The sequence below is a fragment of the Actinomadura montaniterrae genome, assembly GCF_008923365.1.
Classification (GTDB): domain Bacteria; phylum Actinomycetota; class Actinomycetes; order Streptosporangiales; family Streptosporangiaceae; genus Spirillospora; species Spirillospora montaniterrae.
The window spans coordinates 52,923-72,280 of sequence record NZ_WBMR01000016.1 but is presented as its reverse complement, the minus strand read 5'-3'; the positions used below and the strand labels follow the sequence as shown (position 1 = coordinate 72,280).

Genomic DNA, 19,358 nt, shown 5'->3' with positions numbered 1-19,358 from the left:
GGGCAGAGGATCGGTGCGTCAGGGCAGATCGCGTCGTGGAGGAGCGGAATGAAGGCTGAGCACTACGTCGGCGGGGTGTTCCGTTCGGACGGACCGGCCTTCCCGCTGATCTCGCCCGCGGACGGCGCGGAGATCGGCGCCGTCCCGGAGGCGCCGCGCGAGGTCGTGGACGGCGCGGTCGCCGCGGCGCGCGAGGCGCTGCGCGGCCCCTGGGGCGCGGCCGGCGTCGAGGAGCGGGCCGCCGCGATGCGCCGGATCGCCGACGGGATCCAGGCGCGGTTCGGAGAGTTCGTGGACGCCGAGATCGCCGACACCGGCCGTCCCCGCGCGTTCGCCGAGACCGTCGACGTGCCCCGGGCCATCGGCAACTTCCGCGCCTACGCCGACCTGCTGTACGGGCGGCCCGAGCGGGCGTACACCACGCAGGTCCCGGGCTGGAGCGCCGGCGGCGGGCAGGCCCTGAACTACACGGTGCGGCGCCCGCTCGGCGTCGTCGCGATCATCTCGCCGTGGAACCTGCCGCTGCTGCTGATGACGTGGAAGGTCGCGCCGGCGCTCGCGGCCGGGAACGCGGTCGTCGTCAAGCCGTCGGAGGAGACGCCGTCCACCGCGACGCTGCTCGCCCAGGTCATCGACCAGGCGGGGCTGCCGGCGGGGGCGTTCAACCTGGTGCACGGGCACGGCCCGGGCGCGGCCGGGGAGTTCCTCACCGGGCATCCGGGCGTCGACGCCATCGCCTTCACCGGCGAGTCCGCGACCGGCTCGGCGATCATGCGCAACGCCGCCGACCACGTCACGCCGGTCTCGTTCGAGCTCGGCGGCAAGAACCCGGCGCTGGTGTTCGCCGACGCCGACCTCGATGCCGCCGTCGAGGGCACGGTCCGCTCGTCCTTCACCCACTCCGGGCAGATCTGCTTGTGCACCGAGCGCGTCTACGTCGAGCGTCCCGTCTTCGACGAGTTCGTTGAACGGCTCGGCGCGCGCGCGAAGGAACTCGCGGACTACGGTCCGATGATCTCCGCCGCGCACCGCGACAAGGTGCTGTCGTACTACCGGCTCGCCCGCGAGGAGGGCGCGACCGTGGTCGCGGGCGGAGGCGCGCCCTCGTTCGGCGACGAGCGCGACGGCGGCTTCCACGTCGAGCCGACCGTGCTGACCGGCCTCCCCGAGACGGCCCGGACCGTCCGCGAGGAGATCTTCGGGCCGGTGTGCCACGTCGCGCCGTTCGACACCGAGGACGAGGCGCTCCGGCTCGCCAACGACAGCCCCTACGGCCTTGCCTCCACCGTCTGGACCCGCGACCTGTCCCGGGCGCACCGGGTCGCGCCGAAGGTGGAGACCGGCATCGTCTGGGTGAACTGCTGGAACCTGCGCGACCTCCGCACCCCGTTCGGCGGCGTCAAAGCGTCCGGGATCGGCCGCGAAGGGGGAGAGTACTCATTGGACTTCTTCTCCGAGCCCGTCAACGTGTGCATCCAGATCTGAGAGCGAGCCAAGTGACCAGCGACATCGACGCGGCGGCCGGGAGGCTTCTCGGCGCCTACACATCGGGCGTCCCGTGCGAGCCCGTCCGCGACCTCATCGCGACCGCCGACGACGCCTACGCCGTGCAGGACCGGATGACCGAGCGGTGGCTCGGGGAGGGGCGGCGGCTGTCCGGCCGCAAGATCGGCCTCACCTCCCGCGCCGTGCAGCAGCAGATGCGCGTCGACAGCCCCGACTTCGGGATGCTGTACGCCGACATGGCCGTCCCGGACGGCGACGAGATCCCGGCCGGCGCGGTCCTGCAGCCGCGCGTCGAGGCGGAGGTCGCGCTCGTCCTGGAGCACGACCTGACCCACGAGCGGCACACCGTCGCCGACCTCATCCGCGCGACCGCGTTCGCCCTCCCGGCGATCGAGATCGTCGGCAGCCGCATCCGCGACTGGGACATCACGCTCGCCGACACTGTCGCCGACAACGCCTCGTCCGGCATGTACGCGCTCGGCAACCGGCCCGTCCGGCTGGAGGACGTGGACCTGCGGCTGTGCGGGATGGTCCTGGAGCGGCGCGGTGAGCAGCTGTCCAGCGGTACCGGCGCCGCGTGCCTCGGCCACCCGCTGAACGCCGCGCTCTGGCTCGCCGACACCCTCGCCCGCGTCGGACGCCCGCTGCGCGCCGGCGACACGGTGCTGACCGGCGCGCTCGGCCCGGTCGTGCCCGCCGCGCCCGGCGACGTGTTCGAAGCCCGCATCGACGGCCTCGGCGACGTCCGGGTCGCCTTCGGTAAGGAGGTCTCCTGATGGTGGACGTGCACGCGCTCGCCACGACGCTGGACGACGCCGTCCGCGACGTCCGCGCGATCCCGAAGCTCACCGACACCGCGCCGTTCGACGTGCCGACCGCGTACGCGGTGCAGCGCGAGCTGATCGAGCGGCGCACGGCGCGCGGAGAGCGGCTCTCCGGCGTGAAGATGGGCTTCACCAGCCGCGCGAAGATGGTCCAGATGGGCGTCGACGACGTCATCTGGGGCCTGCTCACCGACCGCATGCAGGCCGGGGAGTCGGCGGACCTGTCGGGCCTCATCCACCCGCGCATCGAACCGGAGATCGTGTACCTGATCGGCCGCGAGGTCCGCTCCGTCGCGGAGGTCGAGTCGGCGGTGGCGGGCGTCGCCGTCGGGTTCGAGATCCTCGACTCCCGCTACGAGGACTTCAAGTTCACCCTCCCGGACGTGATCGCCGACAACGCCTCCGCCGCCCTCTACGGGTTCGGCGCGTGGCACGAGCCGCGCGACCTGTCCAACGTCGGGCTGCTCATGGAGATCGACGGGCGGCCGGCGCAGACCGGGTCGTCCGCCGCGATCCTCGGCGACCCGGCCCGGTCGCTGCGCGCCGCCGCCCGGCTCGCGCTCGGCGCGGGCCTGACCCTCGAACCCGGCTGGGTGGTGCTGGCGGGCGCCGCGACCGCCGCCGTCCCCCTGCCGAAGGACGCGCACGTCCGCGTCACCGGCGCCGGCCTCGGCAGCGTGGAGGTGACGACCCGATGAGCGACGCGATCCTCGTCGAGGGCAAGGCCAAACCGCGCGGGCGGTTCCCGCACGTCAAGCGGGCCGGCGACTTCGTGTTCGTGTCCGGCACCAGCTCACGGCGCCTCGACGGCACGTTCGCCGGCGCGAGCGCCGACCCGATGGGCGTCACCGACCTCGACATCCGCGCGCAGACCCGCGCCGTCATCGAGAACATCGCCGACCTGCTCGATGCCGCCGGGGGAGGGCTGCCCGACGTCGTCAGCGTCACCACCTACCTGGTGAGCATGAACGACTTCGGCGGCTACAACGAGGTCTACGGCGAGTACTTCGACGAGACCGGCCCGGCCCGCACCACCGTCGCGGTCCACCAGCTTCCCCACCCGCACTTGCTCATCGAGATCTCGTGCATCGCCCACATCCCACGCAACGGCGAGGAGGCCGGAGCATGACCCTGCCGCAGCTGACGTTCGGACGCCCCTTCAACTTCCAGGCGTGGATCGACGAGCACCGCGACCTGCTGAAGCCGCCGGTCGGGAACGTCCAGGTGTTCGACGACGCCGGGCTGATCGTCATGGTGGTCGGCGGGCCGAACCAGCGCACCGACTTCCACGACGACCCGACCGAGGAGTTCTTCTACCAGCTCAAGGGCAACATGGTCCTGCGGGTCATGGAGGAGGAGGGCAAGCCGCCCACCGACCTGCAGATCAACGAGGGCGACGTGTTCCTGCTGCCGCCGCACGTCCGGCACTCCCCGCAGCGGCCCGAGGAGGGCTCGATCGGCCTCGTGGTGGAGATCCCGCGGCCCGAGGGCCTCAAGGAGGCGTTCGAGTGGTACTGCACCGAGTGCCACCACCTCGTCCACCGCGCCGAACTGCAGGTCCGCTCGATCGTCGACGACCTGCCGCCCGCCTTCGAGGGCTTCTACGGCAGTGACCGCAAGTGCCCGAACTGCGGTGCCGTCCACCCGGGCCGGAAGTGGCCCGAATCCATGGTCCCGAAGACGGCGCCGCGCGCCTGACCCCCCTCGCGTCCGACGGAGCTCCAGTGACAGTCATCGACGTCCACGCCCATGTCTTCCCCCGGCTCGGCCGTGCCGAGGGCCGCGTCCTCATCGACGGCGGCGAGCCGTGGCTGCGCGTCCACGGCGACGGCACCGGCATGATGATGAGCGGAGACCAGGAGTACCGCCCGGTCGAGGAGGGGCTGTGGGACCCCGCGCGGCGGGTGGCCGACATGGACGCCGCCGGCGTCGACGTCCAGGCCGTCTCGTCCACCCCGCTGATGTTCGGGTACGCGGCCGAGCCGTCCCGCGCCGCCGACTGGTGCGACCTGGTCAACGACCGCATCCTCGCCTTCTGCGCGGACGCACCGGACCGGCTCCTGCCGCTCTGCCAGGTCCCTCTGCAGGACCCGGCGCTCGCGTGCGAGGTCGCGACGCGCGCGGCGGCGGCCGGGCACCGCGGCGTGCACATCGGCAACCACGTCGGCGACCGCAACCTGGACGACCCGGGCATCGTCGAGTTCCTCGCGCACTGCGCGCGGATCGGCCTGCCCGTGCTCGCGCACCCGTGGGACATGCTCGGCGCCGACCGGATGCGGGGCCACATGCTGCCGTGGCTGTCCGGCATGCCCGCCGAGACGCAGCTGAGCATCCTCGGGCTGATGCTGTCCGGCGCGTTCGAGCGGATCCCTACGTCGCTGCGGCTGTGCTTCTGCCACGGCGGCGGCAGCCTCGCGTTCACGCTCGGACGCGCCGACAACGCCTGGCACCGGCGCGACATCGTCCGCGCCGACTCGCCGCGCCCGCCGTCGGAGTACACCGACCGCTTCTACGTCGACTCCGCCGTGTTCGACCCGCGCGCGCTCCGGCTGCTGGTCGAGGTGATGAGCGCGGACCGCGTCATGCTCGGCACCGACTACCCGTTCCCACTGGGGGAGAAGGACCCCGGCGCGACCATCCGGGCCTGTCCCGGCCTGGACGACACCGGCCGCGCCAAGCTGCTCGGCGGCAACGCCGAGGAGTTCTTCGCGCCCACCGCCGACGCCGTGCCCGCCGCCGAGGCGGCCGTCGACACCGCCGTTGCAGGGAGTGCCTCATGAGCGCCGAGCAGGAGGCCCTGCGGCTGGACGAGACCGACCCGCAGCCCTCGCTGCGCGAGGAGTTCCTCATCCCGCCCGCACCCGGCGGGACGTACTCGGAAGCGGCCTACTTCGCCGGCAACTCGCTCGGCCTCCAGCCGAAGGCCGTCGCGGGCCGCCTCCGCGAGGAACTCGACGACTGGGCGCGGCTCGCCGTCGAAGGCCACACGCAGGCGCGCCGCCCCTGGGTGGACTACCACGAGCTGCTCCGCGAACCCGCCGCCCGCCTCGTCGGCGCCCTGCCGCACGAGGTCGTGGCGATGAACTCGCTGACGGTCAACCTGCACCTGATGATGGCGAGCTTCTACCGGCCTTCCGGGGACCGCACCCGCATCGTCATCGAGGACTCGGCGTTCCCGTCCGACTCCTACGCGGTCGCCAGCCAGGCCGTCCACCACGGCCTCGACCCGGCGGACGCCGTCGTGCGGCTGACGCCCCGCCCCGGCGAGGACACCCTGCGCACCGAGGACGTCCTGGCGTTCCTCGAACGCGAGGGCGGCACCGTCGCGCTCCTCATGCTCGGCGGCGTCAACTACCTCACCGGCCAGCTCATGGACATGGCCGCGATCACCAAGGCGGGCCGCGCCGCCGGCGCCGTCGTCGGCTGGGACCTCGCGCACGCCGCCGGGAACGTCCCCCTCCGGCTGCACGACTGGGACGTCGACTTCGCCGCCTGGTGCACCTACAAGTACCTCAACAGCGGCCCCGGTGCGGTCGCCGGCTGCTTCGTCCACGAGCGGCACGTCGCCGACCCGTCGGTGCCGAAGCTGTCGGGCTGGTGGGGGACCGAGCCGTCCGTCCGGTTCCGGATGGACCCCGACATCGCGCCGCCCGCGTCCGCCGACGCCTGGCAGCTGTCCAACCCGCCGATCCTCGCGCTGGCGCCGGTGCTGGCCTCTCTGGAGATCTTCGACCGGGTCGGGATGGACGCGCTGCGCGCCCGCAGCGAGCGGCTCACCGGCTACCTCGCGGCCCGGCTCGCCCCGCTGCCCGGCGTCCAGGTGATCACCCCGGACGACCCGGCGGCGCGCGGCAGCCAGCTGTCGCTGCGGGTCGCGGACGCCGGAGGGCTGGTGCGGCGTCTCGCGGAGACCCACGGCGTGGTCGCGGACGCCCGCGAACCCGACGTCGTCCGGTTCGCGCCCGTCCCGCTGTACTGCACCTTCCACGACTGCCACCGCGCCGCCGAGGCATTGGATGATCTGACTTAGGTGTGTCGGGGTTCCGGCCGGGCCCACATGGGGTAGGTTCGATCCTGTCGCCGCGGCCGGCCAGGCGCGGCGGCCAGTCAGGCAGTCTCGAACGTTTGCTCTACGAAACGCCCGTAGAAGTTCAAGACGACGGGCGTTCTCCGTTTCTCCGGGTGACCGGCGGACGTGAGATGAGTCCGCTTGCAGCCCGGTCCGCCGCCCGGCGGCCCGGAGGTCACACCCAGAGGAGAAAGACCATGGCCGAAGGCACCGTGAAGTGGTTCAACGCCGAAAAGGGCTTCGGGTTCATCGCCCCCGACGGCGGCGGCCCGGACGTGTTCGTCCACTACTCGGCGATCACCACCAACGGCTACCGCAGCCTGGACGAGAACCAGCGCGTCGGCTTCGAGATCACCCAGGGCCAGAAGGGCCCGCAGGCCGAGGGCGTCTACCCGCTGTAACTCCGCAATCCCGGTCCAGGGGGCTCGCCTTGCGGCTCGCCCTCTGACCGTGCTTGTGCGAGCGCGGCATCGCTTCGCGATCTTCCCGGGGAGGCTCGCCTCCGGCGTCGCCTCCCCGGTCAGGTCACGCGCTCGCGCGGTGGTGCAGGCGGCCGCCTCAGGCGTTGTAGGTGGCGGCGCTGATGCCCACTGTTCGCAGGAGCAGGCCGTCGCGGGTGCGGTCGGGCAGTTTCGCCAGCGCGGCCATCATCCGGGCGTCGCGGCCGACGAGGTAGCGCGCCTTCGGGCGGCGCGCCGTGAGCGCCTTGACGATCGCCTTCACGGCCGAGTCGACCGGACCCGGTTTCGCGCGGGCGTTGAACTCGCCCATCTTCGCGGTGACGCCCTCGTAGAGGCGCTGGGCGTCCGCGTCGCCGCGCCATCCGGCCGCCCGCCGCGCGGCACCGGACTTGTCGAAGATCGCGGTGTCCAGCAGCCCGGGCTCGATCACGCAGACCTTCACCCCGAGCGGCCGCATCTCCACCCGCAGCGCCTCGGTGACCGACGCCAGCGCCGCCTTCGACGCGGCGATCGGCCCGAACGCGGGCCCGCTCATCCGCGCGCTCACGGCGCCGATGTTGACGACCCGGCCCCGCGCGGCGCGCAGCATCGGCAGCACCGCCTGGGCCATCGCGATCTGGCCGACCACGTTAACGTCGAACTGCCGCCGCCAGTCCTCCAGCGGCACCAGCTCGACCGGGCCCTCGACGATGACGCCGGCATTGTTCACCAGCGCGTCCAGCCGCCCGCCGGTGCGCGCGGCGATCTCCTTGGCGGCGGCCTCGACGGTCTCCTCGTCGATCAGGTCGACGGTGAGTGCGTGCACGCCGGCGGGCAGCCGGGCGGCGTCGGCGTCCCGCCGGACCCCCGCGTACACCTCCCAGCCGAGGTCGGCGAGGCTGCGGACGGCCGCGGAGCCGACCCCGCCGGCCGCCCCGGTGATCAGTACGGTTCGAGTGCTCATGCGGCCGATGCTGGCTCCCCCGGCCGGGCCGGACAAGACTACTGTTAACGCTATTAACGCCGCTAACAGGCATACGCGAAGCGAGGTGACCGGCCGTGCCCGTCCCGACCGCCGACGCGCGCCGCAGGGAACTCGGCGACTTCCTGCGGTCCCGGCGCGGCCGGGTGACGCCGCGGGAGGCGGGGATCGTCCCCGGGCCGCGGCGGCGGACGCCCGGGCTGCGCCGCGAGGAGGTCGCGGCGGCCGCCGGCGTCAGCCTCACCTGGTACACGTGGCTGGAGCAGGGCCGGGTCAACGGGGTGTCGCGGCAGGTCCTCGACAGCCTCGCCCGCGCGCTGCGGCTCGACGAGCCCGAGCACCGGCACCTGCTGGAGCTGGCGGGCGAGCCCGCGGCCGAGCCGTCCGGGCCGGTGCCGGTGACGCGGGAGGTGCGCGACCTGCTGGCCATGGTGGAGCCGAACCTCGGGCACGTGGTGACCCGCTGCCTGGACCTCGTCGCGTGGAACGCACCGGTGGACGCGCTGCTCCGCGACATGCCCGACCGGCCCTCCGGCGAGGACCTCAACATCGTCTGGATGATGTTCCACAACGCCTGGATGCGGGACCGGTTCGCCGACTGGGACGCCGAGGCCCGCTGGCTGACGGCGCTGCTGCGCAACGAGGCCGGGCGGCAGGCCGGCAACCCCCGCTTCCAGCGGCTCGTGGCGCGGCTGACCGCGACCAGCCCCCGGTTCCGGGCGTTCTGGGAGTCCCATGACATCGTGCCGTTCACCCCGTCCGAGCGGCGGCTCCGGCATCCGGCCCTCGGCGAGGTCACGCTCCGCTACATGAAGATCAACGTGGAGAACGATCCGGACCTGAGCGTCCTCGTGCACTACGCGCCGCCCGGCTCGCCGGCCGCCGAGGCCCTCGCGCGCCTGTCACGCGCGTAGCTCCGGGACGGCCGGCGCGGCGGCCTCCGGCGCCCGGGCGGGACGCGGCCGCAGCGAGCCGGCGAGCAGGACCGTCGGCGCGCAGATGCAGGTGATCAGCGCGAACGCGGCCGGGTACGACAGCGCGCCCGCCGCCCAGCCGGTCACCGCCGGCGCGGTCAGCCCGGACAGGTAGGTGATCGTCGCGACGCCCGCGACGCCCTCGCCGGGCGTGTTCCCGGCGTTCCCGGCCGCCGCGAACACCAGCGGCACGACGGTCGCGACGCCGGCGCCGATCAGCGCGAACCCGATGATGCCGGGCAGGGCGCCGCGCGCCGCCACGACGAGGACGCCGCCGAGCACGGCGACGGCCCCGCCGCAGCGGACGACCGCCGCGGGGCCGAACCGGCGGACGAGCCGGTCCCCGGCGAGCCGGGTCGCCGCCATGCACGACATGAAGACGGTGTAGCTGGCGGCGGCGAGCCCGGGGCCCGCGCCGGCGACCTTGGTGAGGTAGACGGCCGACCAGTCGGCGCTCGCGCCCTCGGCGAACGTCGCGCAGAACCCGACGACGCCGATCGCCGCGATGGCCCGGTTCGGCAGCGCGAACCGGCGCGGCGGCGGGGCGTCCGCGTCGGCCTGGTCGGGGAGGAGGCCGCGGCCCGCGACGGCGCCCGCCGCGAGCAGGACGAGCGCGACCGCCCCGAGGTGCAGCCGGGCGTCCACGCCGGCATGCGCGGCGAGGATGCCGGCGCCGCCGGCGGCGAGGCTCCCGACGGCCCACAGCCCGTGCAGCCCCGACATGATCGGCCGCTTCAGGTGCCGTTCGACCGACACGGCGTGCCCGTTCATCACCACGTCCGACATCCCGGCGCCCATGCCGTACAGCAGCATCGCGGCGAAGAGCCAGCCGGGCGCGGGCGACAGCGCGGGCAGCGCGAGGACCGCCGCCCAGTAGGCGATCAGCAGGCGGGTGGCGGTGCGCTCGCCGATGCGGTGGGCGATGCGGCTCGCGGTGGGCATCGTGGCGAACGCGCCGATGGACGGGCAGAGCAGGGCGAGCCCGAGGACGGCGGCGCCGAGGCCGAGGTGGTCCTGGATCCAGGGGATGCGGGTCGCGAGGGTGCCCGCGACGGCGCCGTGCACGGCGAAGACGGCGGCGATCGCGCGATGGGGACGGCTCATGCCGAAAAAACTAACAGGCAGCCTTCCTGATGAAAAGCCCAATAGGCAGCCTCCCTGACTACTATGGGCGCGTGAAGACCGCCGACCCGACGATGGCCCGCGCGATCAACGACCGGCTCGCCCTCGACCTGCTGCTGGAACGCGGCCCGCTGACCGCCCCGCAGCTGCGCGCGCTCACCGGGCTGTCCCGGCCGACGGTGTCCGACCTGGTCGAGCGGCTCCGCGCGGACGGGCTGATCGAGGTGACCGGGGAGGCCGGCGCCGACCGGCGCGGGCCGAACGCCCGGCTCTACGGCCTGGTCGCCGGCCGCGCCCATGTCGCCGGGGTCGACCTGCGGCGCGACGCCGTGCACGTCACCGTCGCCGACCTCGCCGGGGAGCCCGCCGGCTCCGTCTCGCGGCCGCTGCCGGACGCCCCCGACCTGCCCGCCGTGATCATCGCGGCGGTCGCCGAGGCCGCGGGCGGCATCGACCTGCACGCCCTGGTCGTCGGCACCCCCGGCCTTATCCATCCCGGGACCGGCCTGGTGACCGACGGCGCCATGCCGGGCTGGCGCCCCGACCTCGGCCCGGCGCTGCAGGAGCGGACGGCCGCGCGCGTCGTCGTGGAGAACGAGGTCAACCTCGCCGCCGTCGCCGAGCACCGCGACGGCGCCGCGGTGGGCCACGACGACTTCGCGCTGCTGTGGCTGGACGACGGCGTCGGCGCCGCGATCGTGCTGGACGGCCGGCTGCGGCGCGGCGCGTCCGGCGGCGCCGGGGAGGTCGGGCTGCTCCGGTCCGGCGACCGCGACTTCTGCGAGCTGATGGACGTCGCGTCCGCCGGGCACCTGGACGCCGAGGCGCTCGCGGACCGCGTCGTCGAGGGCGTGTTCGCGCTCGTCGCCGTCCTGGACCCCGGCCTGGTCCTGCTGGGCGGCGTGCTGGGGCGCGGCGGCGGCGACCGCCTCGCGGGCCTGGTCGCCGAGCGGCTCGCCGCCCGCACCCCGGCCGCCACGCTGGTGCGGCCCGCGGTGCACGAGTCCGGCGCGGTGCTGCGCGGCGCCGTCCTCACCGCGCTCGACCTCGCCCGCGACGACGTCTTCGGCCGGCCGGCCGCGACCGGCTGACCTTCAGGCCGTCAGTCGCGGGGCAGCCGCTCGCCGGTCCGCAGCCGGTCCAGGCCGAGCCAGATGAACTCCAGCGCCATCTGCTCGGCGCGGTCGCGCGGGGTGTCGGGATGCTCCAGCCACCACGACACCATCGACAGCATCGACCCGTACATCAGCGGGACGAGCAGCCGCGCCCGCCGCTCGTTCACCTCGAGCGCGGCGGGCGACAGCTTCGGGTCGGCGCGGCGGCGCCGCAGCAGCAGGTCGGCGAACGCGGTGCCGAGCCGGTCGCGCAGCTCCCGCAGCTCCAGCCCGACCTCCGGCTTGTCCAGGTGCCGGACCACCAGCGACCACGCGTCCGGCTCCTCGGTCGCGTAGTCGAACAGCACCCGGATCATCGCCCGGATGCCGCCCGCCGTGCCGTGCGCCGCGGGCACCGCCCGGTTCAGCCGTGCCGTGAGCTCGCCGACGATCGCCTCCGTCACCTCGGCGAACAGCTCCTCCTTGGACGCGAAGTGCTGGTACAGCAGCGCCTTGGACACCTGCGCCGCCGCGGCGACGTGCTCCATCTGCGTGAGGTGGTAGCCGCGCCGGCCGAACTCGGCGAGCGCCACCTGGAGCAGCTGCTCGCGCCGCCGGGCGTACGGCATCCGCCGCCGCACGCCCGGCCCGGCGCCCGCCGATCCGGTGCCCGCCGGCGCGGTGCCGGCCGACGCCGTGCCCGCCGGTTCCGTGCTCGCCGGCTCCGTGCCCGCGGGCACCGTCCCGCGCTTTCCCGCGTCCCCCGTGCCGTCGGTCATTTCCCGAGGTACTTGCCCAGTTCGGCGCGCGCGACCGAGCGCACGTGGACCTCGTCCGGCCCGTCGGCGAGGCGCAGCGTGCGCAGGCCCGCCCACATCGCGGCGAGCGGGGTGTCGTCGCTGACGCCCGCGCCGCCGTGCACCTGGATCGCCTTGTCGACGACGTCCAGCGCCACCCGCGGCGCGATCACCTTGATCGCCGCGACCTCGGACCGGGCGGCCTGCACGCCGTGCTTGTCGATCAGCCACGCGGTCTTCAGGGTGAGCAGCCGGGCCTGCTCGATCGCCATCCGCGACTCGGCGATCTGCTGGCGCACCACGCCCTGCTTGGCGAGCGGCCCGCCGAACGCCACGCGGGACGCCGCGCGCTCGCACATCAGCTCCAGCGCCCGCTCGGCCATCCCGATCGCGCGCATGCAGTGGTGGATGCGGCCGGGCCCGAGCCGCGCCTGCGCGATCGCGAAGCCGCCGCCCTCCTCGCCGACGAGGTTCTCCACCGGCACGCGGACGTCGGTGAAGGTGATCTCGCAGTGGCCGTGCTGGTCCTGGTAGCCGAACACGGGCAGCGGCCGGACGACCTCGACGCCCGGGGCGTCCAGCGGCACCAGCACCATCGACTGCTGCCGGTACGGGTGGCCCTCGGGGTCGGTCTTGCCCATCACGATCATGATCTTGCAGCGCGGGTCCGCGCTGCCGCTGATCCACCATTTGCGGCCGTTGATCACGTAGTGGTCGCCGTCGCGCTCGATCCGGGTCGAGATGTTGGTGGCGTCCGAGCTCGCCACGTCCGGCTCCGTCATCGCGAACGCGCTGCGGATCTCGCCGTTGAGCAGCGGCGTGAGCCACCTGTCCTTCTGCTCGGGCGTGCCGAACAGGTGCAGGACCTCCATGTTGCCGGTGTCGGGCGCCGCGCAGTTCGTCGCCTCGGGGGCGAGGCTGGGGGAGCGGCCCGTGACCTCGGCGAGCGAGGCGTAGTCGGTGACGCTCAGGCCGTGTGCGGGATCCTCGCTGTCGGGTAGGAACAGGTTCCAGAGGCCGCGCTTGCGCGCCTCGACCTTGAGGTTCTCGACGACCTGCGGGACGTGGTGCTCGCGGCCCTGCTCGCGCAGCTCCGCCCGCTGCGCCGCGTACACCGGCTCCGCGGGGTAGACGTGGGAGTCCATGAATTCCTGGAGGCGGCCGAGGTGCTCCTGGGCCCGCTCGCTCAAACCGAAGTCCATTCCGCTAGAGTAACTGACGAGTCAGTTACTTGGGAGGGGAGTCCCCATGGCAGCCTTCGACGGCACCGGCAAGGTCGCGCTGATCACGGGCGGATCCAACGGCATCGGCGCGGCGGTCGCGCGCCGGCTGGCCCGCGAGGGCGCCCGGGTCGTGCTCGCCGACGTCGACGCCGAGGCCGGCGGCGCGCTCGCCAAGGAGCTGGACGGCACGTTCGTCCGCTGCGACGTCCGCGAGCCCGCCGACAGCGAGGCCGCCGTCGCCGCCGCCGTCGAGCGCTTCGGCGGCCTGGACGTCGCGTTCCTCAACGCCGGCATCGCCGGCGGCGGGCAGCTCGACGAGACCTTCGACCCCGCCGTCTACCGCCGCGCCATGGGCATCAACCTCGACGGCGTCGTCTACGGCGTGCACGCGGCGCTGCCCGCGATCCGCAACCGCGGCGGCGGGAACATCATCGCGACCGCCAGCATGGCCGCGCTCACCGCGACGCCCTTCGACCCCGTCTACGGCGCGAACAAGGCCGCGGTCGTCGGCCTCGTCCGCGCGCTCGGCCCCACCTACCTGCCCGAGGGCATCCGGGTGAACGCGCTGTGCCCGTCGTTCGCCGACACCGCGATCCTCGGCGGGATGAAGGAGGAGCTGCAGCAGAGCGGCTTCCCCATCCTGGAGGTGAGCGACGTCGTCGAGGCGTTCATGCGGATCCTGGAGGCCGACGGCGCCGGCGAGGCGTGGTACGTCGTCCCGGGCCGCCCGTCCGAGCCGTTCAAGTTCCGCGGCGTCCCCGGCCCGCGCTGACCGCGCCCGACCAGAGACCGGAACAGGAGAGTCATGCGCGCGATCCAGATCACCGAGTTCGGCGGCCCCGAGGTGCTGACCGTCACCGAGCTGCCCGACCCGGTCGCCGGGCCCGGGCACCTGCTCGTCGACGTCGCCCGGGCCGGCATCAACTACGCCGACACCCACCAGGCCGAGAACAGCTACCTGTCGGAGTCGACGCTGCCGATGGTGCCGGGCGGCGAGGTCGTCGGCACCACCCCGGACGGGCGCCGCGTCGTCGCGCTCGTCGGCACCGGCGGGTACGCCGAGAAGGCCGTCGCGCCCGAGGCGCTCGCCTGGGACGTCCCGGACGGCGTCGACGACGTCACCGCGCTCGGGATGATCGTCCAGGGCGCGTCCGCGTGGGTGCTGCTGCGCCGCAGCGTGCACCTGGCGCCGGGGGAGTCGGTCGTCGTGCACGCGGCAGCGGGCGGGGTCGGCACCCTCGCCGTCCAGCTCGCCAAGGCCTGGGGCGCCGGGCGCGTCATCGCGACCGCCTCGTCCAAGGACAAGCGCGACCTCGCCCTGGAGCTCGGCGCGGACGTGGCGATCGACGCGAACGAGCCCGACCTGAAGGACGCGCTCATCGAGGCGAACGGCGGCCAGCGCGTCGACACCGTGCTGGAGATGACCGGCGGGACCGTCACCGACCAGAGCCTGAAGGCGCTCGCCCCGTTCGGCCGGCTCGCCTTCTACGGCATGGCGTCCCGCAAGGAGCCGTCGCCGGTGCGCCCGGCCACCCTGATGTCGCACTCCACCACGATCTCCGGGATGTGGCTGGCGCACGTCTTCCAGCTGCCCGGCGACGTCATGCGCGCCGCGCTGGACGAGCTGTTCGGGCTGGCCGCCGCCGGGCGGCTGCGCGTCATCGGCGGCGGCGAGTACGGCCTGTCGGAGGTGCGCAAGGCCCACGAGGACCTGCGCGCCCGCCGCACCACCGGCAAGCTCGTCCTCGACCCGTCCCGCTGACCCCGGGCCGGCTGGGCTAGCCGACCAGGCCGTTCTCGTAGGCGAACACGACCGCCTGGGTGCGGTCGCGCAGCGCCAGCTTGGTCAGCACGTGCCCGACGTGCGTCTTGATCGTCTGCTCGGCGAGCACCAGCTCGGCGGCGATCTCGGCGTTGGACAGGCCCCGCGCGATGAGCCGCAGCACGTCCATCTCGCGCGGGGTCAGCCCCGCCGTCGCCGCCGGGCTCGGCCGCTGGTGGCGGCGCCGGCGCGCGAAGTCGCCGATCAGCCGTCGGGTGATCGACGGCGCGAGCAGCGCGTCGCCCGCCGCCACGACCCGCACCCCGGTCACGAGGTCGGCCGCCGACGCGTCCTTCAGCAGGAACCCGCTGGCCCCCGCGCCGAGCGCCTCGTAGACGTACTCGTCGAGGTCGAACGTGGTGAGGACCAGGACCTTCGGCCGCACGTCCGCGGGGTCTCCGGCGTCCTGCCGGGTGTTCCGCCCGGCGGGCGCGCCGATCAGCTCCGCGGTCGCGGCCAGGCCGTCCATCTCCGGCATCCGGATGTCCATCACCACGACGTCCGGATCCAGCGCGCGGGCCATGTCCACGGCCTCGCGCCCGTTCCCCGCCTGCCCGATCACCTCGATCTCCGGATCGGAGGACAGCAGCGCCGCGAGCCCGTCGCGGATCATCACCTGGTCGTCGGCGATCAGCACCCGAATCGTCACGACGCCACCCTACGGCGAACGATCAGTCCCCGTACGGCAGCTCCGCCGCGACCGTCCAGCCGCCCGTGCCGCGCGGGCCCGCCGACAGCGTGCCGCCGAGCATCGTGACGCGCTCGCGCATCCCGACCAGGCCGTGCCCGCCGCCCTGCGTCCCGTCCGGGACGCCGCGCGCGCCGTCGTCGTCGACGGTCACCGCGAGCGCCTCCGGCCCGTACTTGATCTCCACGTGGACGCGCGATCCCGGCGCGTACCGGGCGGCGTTGCTGAGCGACTCCTGGACGATCCGGTACGCCGACAGGTCCACCCCGGCGTCCAGCTGGCGCGGCATCCCGACGACCACGGTGGCGACCGACAGCCCGGAGTTGCGGGCCGCCGCGGCCAGCTCGTCCAGCCGGTCCAGGCCCGGGCTCGGGGCGCGCTCGGCGCCCTCGTCGTCCGAGCGCAGCAGCCCCACGACGCGGCGGGTCTCGGTGAGCGCCTCGCGGGCCGCGTCCCGGACCACGCCGAACGTCTCGCGGGCGGCGTCCGGCAGGTCGGGGATCTTGAACGGGGCGGCCTCGGCCTGCATCGCGATCACCGACATGTGGTGCGCGACGACGTCGTGCAGCTCGCGGGCGATGCGGGCGCGCTCCTCCAGCACCGCCTGCCGCGCCAGGTCCTGCCGGTGCTGCTCCTCGCGGCGGCGCAGCTCCTCCTCCGCGGACCGGCGGCCGCCGACCGCGTCGCCGAAGGTCAGCACGAGCGCGGTGATCCCGGCGAGGATGATGCCGAACCAGCCCGGCATGCCGAACAGCACGGCGGGCAGCAGCACCCCCACGATCGTCACCGCGCCGACGCCGACGGTCGTCTGGCGGTCGCAGCCGATCCCGGCGAAGAACAGGATGACCACCAGCGCGAGGATCGCGGTGACCGGCCACGGCATGAAGCCGGTGCCGTGCCGGACGAACACGGTGATCAGCAGCCCGATGGCCGCGATCCGCCAGGCGGCGAGCGGCCAGCGGGCCGCGAAGATCAGCGGGCTGGCCATCAGCACCCCGAGCGGCCACGCCGCCCCCGCGTCCACGTGGTAGCTCGCGATGGAGATCGCGATCGACCCGGCCGTGAAGCCGATCGTCATGGCGAGCAGCAGGACCAGGATCGGCACGCGCAGCAGGAGCCGGCCCGGGAGCAGGGGGACGGCGGGGTCGTCGTGCCCCGGCACGACGGCGGCGGCGACCCCGGCGAGCAGCCGGGGCCGCGCGCCGGCGTCGGAGCGGTGTGGTTCGTTCATCTCGCCTGCGAGCCTAGAGCGCGCGGCGCCGCGCCCGCCTGCCTCCGCGGGGGGAGATCGGGCCGCCCCCGCTGGTATCACCGCTGCCCACGGCCGCGGCGGGCGGCTTCCAGGCTTTCCCGATTGACTTTATAGGGATTATGGCCGATCATCGTGGGGTGACGATCTCCGCACCGCTGCACGAGCGCCTGCACGTCGATCTGCGCCGCCAGGCCAGCGCGCTGTGTCGCCGGACGCCCCGCTAGCGGACCCCCGCCGGCGGACGCGTTCCAGCACGTCCCACCGCACAGCCGAGGAGAACGACGCATGACCGTCACCGCCACCGAGTCCGGCACGCCCGAAAACGGCACGCCCGGGATCGGCGCGCCCGCGCCGGAAGAGCCGCGGGACGCGGCCGCCCCGTTCGCACCGGCGCGGCTCGCCGAACGGGCCCGCGCGCTGGCCGACCACCCGGAGGAATGGGTCCACCGGGTCCGGCTCGACCCGCAGGGCCGCTGGTACGAGCGCGTCCACCAGGACGCCGACCACGAGATCTGGCTGATCAGCTGGCTGCCCGGCCAGTGCACCGGGTTCCACGACCACGGCGGCTCCGCCGGCGCCTTCGCCGTCGCGCTCGGCACGCTGGAGGAGCACCGCGTCCGCAGCCATCGCGAGGTCGGCGCCGGGCAGGTCCGCTCGTTCGGGCCCGACTACGTCCACGACGTCCGCAACACCTCGGACGCGCCCGCGGTGAGCGTCCACGTGTACTCGCCGCCGCTTTCGACCATGCGCCGGTACGACCTCGACGCGGGCGGCGAACTCGTCCGGCTCGCCGCGGAGTCCGCCGACGACTGGTGACGCGGAGTCCACTGCGGGGACGGCCCCGGCCGCCGAGGAGGCGGGGGCGGTGACGATGCCCGGCCGCGTCCCAGCTCACGGTCTCGGAATCGCCATCCGCGGGTGAGGCGCGGGCAACGCCGCCGCATAAGGTCCTTCCTACGGGGAAGATCCGGCTCCATGAGCACACCGGGCAGCGGAGCGAAGACCACGGCCGGCGAGGAGCACGGCGGCCCCTCCCACTCGGCCGCCACCGCCGCACTGCTGGCGGGGGCCGCCGCGCTCGGCGGGTTCCTGTTCGGGTACGACTCCTCGGTCATCAACGGCACCGTCGACGCGCTCAAGGACACCTTCCACCTGAGCGGCTTCGTCGTCGGCTTCGTGGTGTCGGCCGCGCTGCTCGGCTGCGCCGTGGGCGCGTGGTTCGCCGGCCCGCTCGGCGACCGGATCGGCCGGGTGAAGGTGATGCTGGCCGCGTCCGCGCTGTTCGTCATCAGCTCGCTCGGCTCGGCGTTCGCCTTCAGCGCCGCCGACCTGACCGCGTGGCGGCTGGTCGGCGGCCTCGCGATCGGCGCCGCGTCCGTCATCGCGCCCGCCTACATCGCCGAGATCGCGCCCGCGGAGCTGCGCGGCCGGCTCGGCTCGCTCCAGCAGATGGCGATCGTCCTCGGCATCTTCGCCGCGCTGGTCGTCGACTACGTCATCGCCCAGGTCTCCGACGGCGGCGCGACCGGGACGTTCCCGTGGGGCGGCGGCGCCTGGCGCTGGATGTTCGCCAGCGCGGCCGTGCCCGCGGTGTTCTGGGGCGTGATCGCCACGACGATCCCCGAGTCGCCGCGCTACCTGGTCAAGAAGCACAAGATGACCGACGCGAAGCGGGTGCTGGCGCGGGTCATGGGCCGCGGCGACGTGGACGGCAAGATCAAGGACATCGTCCGGTCGATCGCCGAGGACCGCCCCGTGCACCTGCGCGACCTGCGCGGCTCGCGGCTCGGCCTGCTGCCGATCGTGTGGGTCGGCATCCTGCTGTCGGTCTTCCAGCAGTTCGTCGGCATCAACGTGATCTTCTACTACTCGTCGTCGCTGTGGCAGGCGGTCGGGTTCTCCGAGAGCAACGCGATGCTCACCTCGGTGATCAACTCGGTGGTGAACGTGGCGTTCACGCTGGTCGCGATCGCGCTGGTCGACCGGGTCGGGCGGCGCCCGCTGCTGCTCGGCGGCGCGGCGGGCATGGCGCTGTCGCTCGGGACGCTGACGGCCTGCTTCTCGACCGCGCACGTGGTGGACGGCAAGCCGGAGCTGAGCGGCGCCGCCGGGCCGGTCGCGCTCGTCGCCGCCAACGTCTTCGTCGCCGCGTTCGCCGCGACCTGGGGCCCGGTCGTGTGGGTGATGCTCGGCGAGATGTTCAACAACTTCATCCGCGCGTCGGCGCTGGCCGTGGCCGCCGCCGCGCAGTGGATCGCCAACTGGGTCGTCACGACCACGTTCCCCGGCATCTCCGGCTTCTCGCTCAGCCTGGCCTACGGCCTGTACACCGCGTTCTCCGTCCTCGCGTTCATCTTCGTGATCCGGGCCGTCCCGGAGACCAGGGGACGCGAGCTCGAGGACATGGACCGGCTCGAACGGCCGAGACGCGAGGCCCGCGCGTGACCGCGGAAACCTCCCTGCCCGGGGCCGCCCGCGTCGGTTACCATGGGCCCATGCAGGCCGTACCGCTCGTGCTCGAGACGACGACGCCGGGTCGCCCCCGGCGCCACGGCCGCATGCACT

The 19,358-nt window shown here is 74.0% G+C and carries 21 protein-coding genes; 15 read left to right on the top strand and 6 right to left on the bottom strand.

Annotated elements, in window-relative coordinates; translation table 11 throughout:
* Positions 1-48: 48 nt before the first annotated feature.
* The 8 genes from F9B16_RS08815 to F9B16_RS08780 all read left to right on the top strand — a co-directional run bounded on the left by F9B16_RS08815 (position 49) and on the right by F9B16_RS08780 (position 6,800).
* Positions 49-1,485 (top strand): 2-hydroxymuconic semialdehyde dehydrogenase, encoded by a 1,437-nt coding sequence (locus F9B16_RS08815; RefSeq protein WP_151539493.1) that lies wholly within the window; start codon positions 49-51, stop codon positions 1,483-1,485.
* Positions 1,486-1,496: 11 nt separating this feature from the next.
* Complete coding sequence (locus F9B16_RS08810) at positions 1,497-2,282, top strand: 2-keto-4-pentenoate hydratase (RefSeq protein WP_151539492.1); 786 nt, start codon at positions 1,497-1,499, stop codon at positions 2,280-2,282.
* A complete protein-coding gene (locus F9B16_RS08805; protein ID WP_192808674.1) occupies positions 2,282-3,028 on the top strand; it encodes a 2-keto-4-pentenoate hydratase in 747 nt (248 codons plus the stop codon). Before F9B16_RS08810 ends, F9B16_RS08805 begins: the two co-directional genes overlap by 1 nt.
* Entirely contained in the window at positions 3,025-3,459 is a 435-nt protein-coding gene (locus tag F9B16_RS08800; RefSeq protein WP_151539491.1) for a RidA family protein, read from the top strand. Before F9B16_RS08805 ends, F9B16_RS08800 begins: the two co-directional genes overlap by 4 nt.
* Positions 3,456-4,028, top strand: coding sequence for a 3-hydroxyanthranilate 3,4-dioxygenase (locus F9B16_RS08795; protein ID WP_192808673.1), 573 nt, complete (start codon positions 3,456-3,458; stop codon positions 4,026-4,028). Before F9B16_RS08800 ends, F9B16_RS08795 begins: the two co-directional genes overlap by 4 nt.
* A 26-nt stretch (positions 4,029-4,054) precedes the next feature.
* Complete coding sequence (locus F9B16_RS08790) at positions 4,055-5,110, top strand: amidohydrolase family protein (RefSeq protein ID WP_151539490.1); 1,056 nt, start codon at positions 4,055-4,057, stop codon at positions 5,108-5,110.
* Positions 5,107-6,360, top strand: a complete 1,254-nt coding sequence (kynU, locus tag F9B16_RS08785) for a kynureninase (protein ID WP_151539489.1) — start codon at positions 5,107-5,109, stop codon at positions 6,358-6,360. The genes F9B16_RS08790 and kynU overlap by 4 nt, the downstream gene beginning before the upstream one ends.
* A 236-nt stretch (positions 6,361-6,596) precedes the next feature.
* Complete coding sequence (locus F9B16_RS08780) at positions 6,597-6,800, top strand: cold-shock protein (RefSeq protein WP_067639228.1); 204 nt, start codon at positions 6,597-6,599, stop codon at positions 6,798-6,800.
* A 157-nt stretch (positions 6,801-6,957) separates the two neighbouring features.
* On the opposite strand, the gene F9B16_RS08775 is transcribed toward F9B16_RS08780, so the two are convergent.
* A complete protein-coding gene (locus F9B16_RS08775; protein WP_151539488.1) occupies positions 6,958-7,803 on the bottom strand; it encodes an SDR family NAD(P)-dependent oxidoreductase in 846 nt (281 codons plus the stop codon).
* A gap of 95 nt (positions 7,804-7,898) precedes the next feature.
* On the opposite strand from F9B16_RS08775, the gene F9B16_RS08770 reads away from it, so the two are divergent.
* On the top strand, positions 7,899-8,735 hold the full coding sequence (locus F9B16_RS08770) for a helix-turn-helix transcriptional regulator (RefSeq protein ID WP_151539487.1): 837 nt from the start codon (positions 7,899-7,901) through the stop codon (positions 8,733-8,735).
* Here the strand turns inward: F9B16_RS08770 and F9B16_RS08765 are convergent.
* Positions 8,724-9,899, bottom strand: coding sequence for an MFS transporter (locus F9B16_RS08765; protein ID WP_151539486.1), 1,176 nt, complete (start codon positions 9,897-9,899; stop codon positions 8,724-8,726). The genes F9B16_RS08770 and F9B16_RS08765 overlap by 12 nt on opposite strands.
* A gap of 71 nt (positions 9,900-9,970) precedes the next feature.
* On the opposite strand from F9B16_RS08765, the gene F9B16_RS08760 reads away from it, so the two are divergent.
* On the top strand, positions 9,971-11,008 hold the full coding sequence (locus F9B16_RS08760; protein ID WP_225991475.1) for an ROK family transcriptional regulator: 1,038 nt from the start codon (positions 9,971-9,973) through the stop codon (positions 11,006-11,008).
* An 11-nt stretch (positions 11,009-11,019) separates the two neighbouring features.
* On the opposite strand, the gene F9B16_RS08755 is transcribed toward F9B16_RS08760, so the two are convergent.
* Together F9B16_RS08755 and F9B16_RS08750 are read right to left on the bottom strand one after the other, a co-directional pair.
* Positions 11,020-11,790, bottom strand: a complete 771-nt coding sequence (locus F9B16_RS08755) for a TetR/AcrR family transcriptional regulator (RefSeq protein ID WP_225991474.1) — start codon at positions 11,788-11,790, stop codon at positions 11,020-11,022.
* Entirely contained in the window at positions 11,787-13,010 is a 1,224-nt protein-coding gene (locus F9B16_RS08750) for an acyl-CoA dehydrogenase family protein (protein WP_151539484.1), read from the bottom strand. Before F9B16_RS08750 ends, F9B16_RS08755 begins: the two co-directional genes overlap by 4 nt.
* Positions 13,011-13,056: 46 nt before the next feature.
* Between F9B16_RS08750 and F9B16_RS08745 the strand changes: the two genes are divergently transcribed.
* Together F9B16_RS08745 and F9B16_RS08740 are read left to right on the top strand one after the other, a co-directional pair.
* Complete coding sequence (locus tag F9B16_RS08745) at positions 13,057-13,803, top strand: SDR family oxidoreductase (protein ID WP_151539483.1); 747 nt, start codon at positions 13,057-13,059, stop codon at positions 13,801-13,803.
* Positions 13,804-13,836: 33 nt separating this feature from the next.
* On the top strand, positions 13,837-14,793 hold the full coding sequence (locus F9B16_RS08740; RefSeq protein WP_151539482.1) for a quinone oxidoreductase family protein: 957 nt from the start codon (positions 13,837-13,839) through the stop codon (positions 14,791-14,793).
* Between the two features lie 16 nt (positions 14,794-14,809).
* On the opposite strand, the gene F9B16_RS08735 is transcribed toward F9B16_RS08740, so the two are convergent.
* On the bottom strand, positions 14,810-15,466 hold the full coding sequence (locus tag F9B16_RS08735) for a LuxR C-terminal-related transcriptional regulator (protein WP_404800484.1): 657 nt from the start codon (positions 15,464-15,466) through the stop codon (positions 14,810-14,812).
* A gap of 58 nt (positions 15,467-15,524) precedes the next feature.
* Positions 15,525-16,772 carry a sensor histidine kinase gene (locus tag F9B16_RS08730; RefSeq protein ID WP_151539480.1) on the bottom strand — a complete coding sequence of 416 codons (1,248 nt, stop codon included), beginning with the start codon at positions 16,770-16,772 and terminating at the stop codon, positions 15,525-15,527.
* Between the two features lie 140 nt (positions 16,773-16,912).
* Between F9B16_RS08730 and F9B16_RS54075 the strand changes: the two genes are divergently transcribed.
* The 3 genes from F9B16_RS54075 (at position 16,913) to F9B16_RS08715 (ending at position 19,238) form a co-directional block, all read left to right on the top strand.
* A complete protein-coding gene (locus F9B16_RS54075; protein WP_151539479.1) occupies positions 16,913-17,017 on the top strand; it encodes a putative leader peptide in 105 nt (34 codons plus the stop codon).
* Between the two features lie 61 nt (positions 17,018-17,078).
* Complete coding sequence (locus F9B16_RS53540; protein ID WP_151539478.1) at positions 17,079-17,609, top strand: cysteine dioxygenase; 531 nt, start codon at positions 17,079-17,081, stop codon at positions 17,607-17,609.
* Between the two features lie 159 nt (positions 17,610-17,768).
* The gene (locus F9B16_RS08715) at positions 17,769-19,238 is read left to right on the top strand and encodes a sugar porter family MFS transporter (protein ID WP_151539477.1); all 1,470 of its coding nucleotides are present in this window, start codon (positions 17,769-17,771) and stop codon (positions 19,236-19,238) included.
* The last annotated feature ends 120 nt before the right edge of the window (positions 19,239-19,358 follow it).

Coding starts and splice junctions, on each gene's coding strand:
- F9B16_RS08815 (WP_151539493.1), top strand. CDS start 49: ATGAAGGCTGAGCACTACGTCGGCGGGGTGTTCCGTTCGGACGGACCG.
- F9B16_RS08805 (WP_192808674.1), top strand. CDS start 2,282: ATGGTGGACGTGCACGCGCTCGCCACGACGCTGGACGACGCCGTCCGC.
- F9B16_RS08800 (WP_151539491.1), top strand. CDS start 3,025: ATGAGCGACGCGATCCTCGTCGAGGGCAAGGCCAAACCGCGCGGGCGG.
- F9B16_RS08795 (WP_192808673.1), top strand. CDS start 3,456: ATGACCCTGCCGCAGCTGACGTTCGGACGCCCCTTCAACTTCCAGGCG.
- kynU (WP_151539489.1), top strand. CDS start 5,107: ATGAGCGCCGAGCAGGAGGCCCTGCGGCTGGACGAGACCGACCCGCAG.
- F9B16_RS08780 (WP_067639228.1), top strand. CDS start 6,597: ATGGCCGAAGGCACCGTGAAGTGGTTCAACGCCGAAAAGGGCTTCGGG.
- F9B16_RS08775 (WP_151539488.1), bottom strand. CDS start 7,803: ATGAGCACTCGAACCGTACTGATCACCGGGGCGGCCGGCGGGGTCGGC.
- F9B16_RS08765 (WP_151539486.1), bottom strand. CDS start 9,899: ATGAGCCGTCCCCATCGCGCGATCGCCGCCGTCTTCGCCGTGCACGGC.
- F9B16_RS08755 (WP_225991474.1), bottom strand. CDS start 11,790: ATGACCGACGGCACGGGGGACGCGGGAAAGCGCGGGACGGTGCCCGCG.
- F9B16_RS08750 (WP_151539484.1), bottom strand. CDS start 13,010: ATGGACTTCGGTTTGAGCGAGCGGGCCCAGGAGCACCTCGGCCGCCTC.
- F9B16_RS08745 (WP_151539483.1), top strand. CDS start 13,057: ATGGCAGCCTTCGACGGCACCGGCAAGGTCGCGCTGATCACGGGCGGA.
- F9B16_RS08740 (WP_151539482.1), top strand. CDS start 13,837: ATGCGCGCGATCCAGATCACCGAGTTCGGCGGCCCCGAGGTGCTGACC.
- F9B16_RS08735 (WP_404800484.1), bottom strand. CDS start 15,466: ATGATCCGCGACGGGCTCGCGGCGCTGCTGTCCTCCGATCCGGAGATC.
- F9B16_RS08730 (WP_151539480.1), bottom strand. CDS start 16,772: ATGAACGAACCACACCGCTCCGACGCCGGCGCGCGGCCCCGGCTGCTC.
- F9B16_RS54075 (WP_151539479.1), top strand. CDS start 16,913: ATGGCCGATCATCGTGGGGTGACGATCTCCGCACCGCTGCACGAGCGC.
- F9B16_RS53540 (WP_151539478.1), top strand. CDS start 17,079: ATGACCGTCACCGCCACCGAGTCCGGCACGCCCGAAAACGGCACGCCC.
- F9B16_RS08715 (WP_151539477.1), top strand. CDS start 17,769: ATGAGCACACCGGGCAGCGGAGCGAAGACCACGGCCGGCGAGGAGCAC.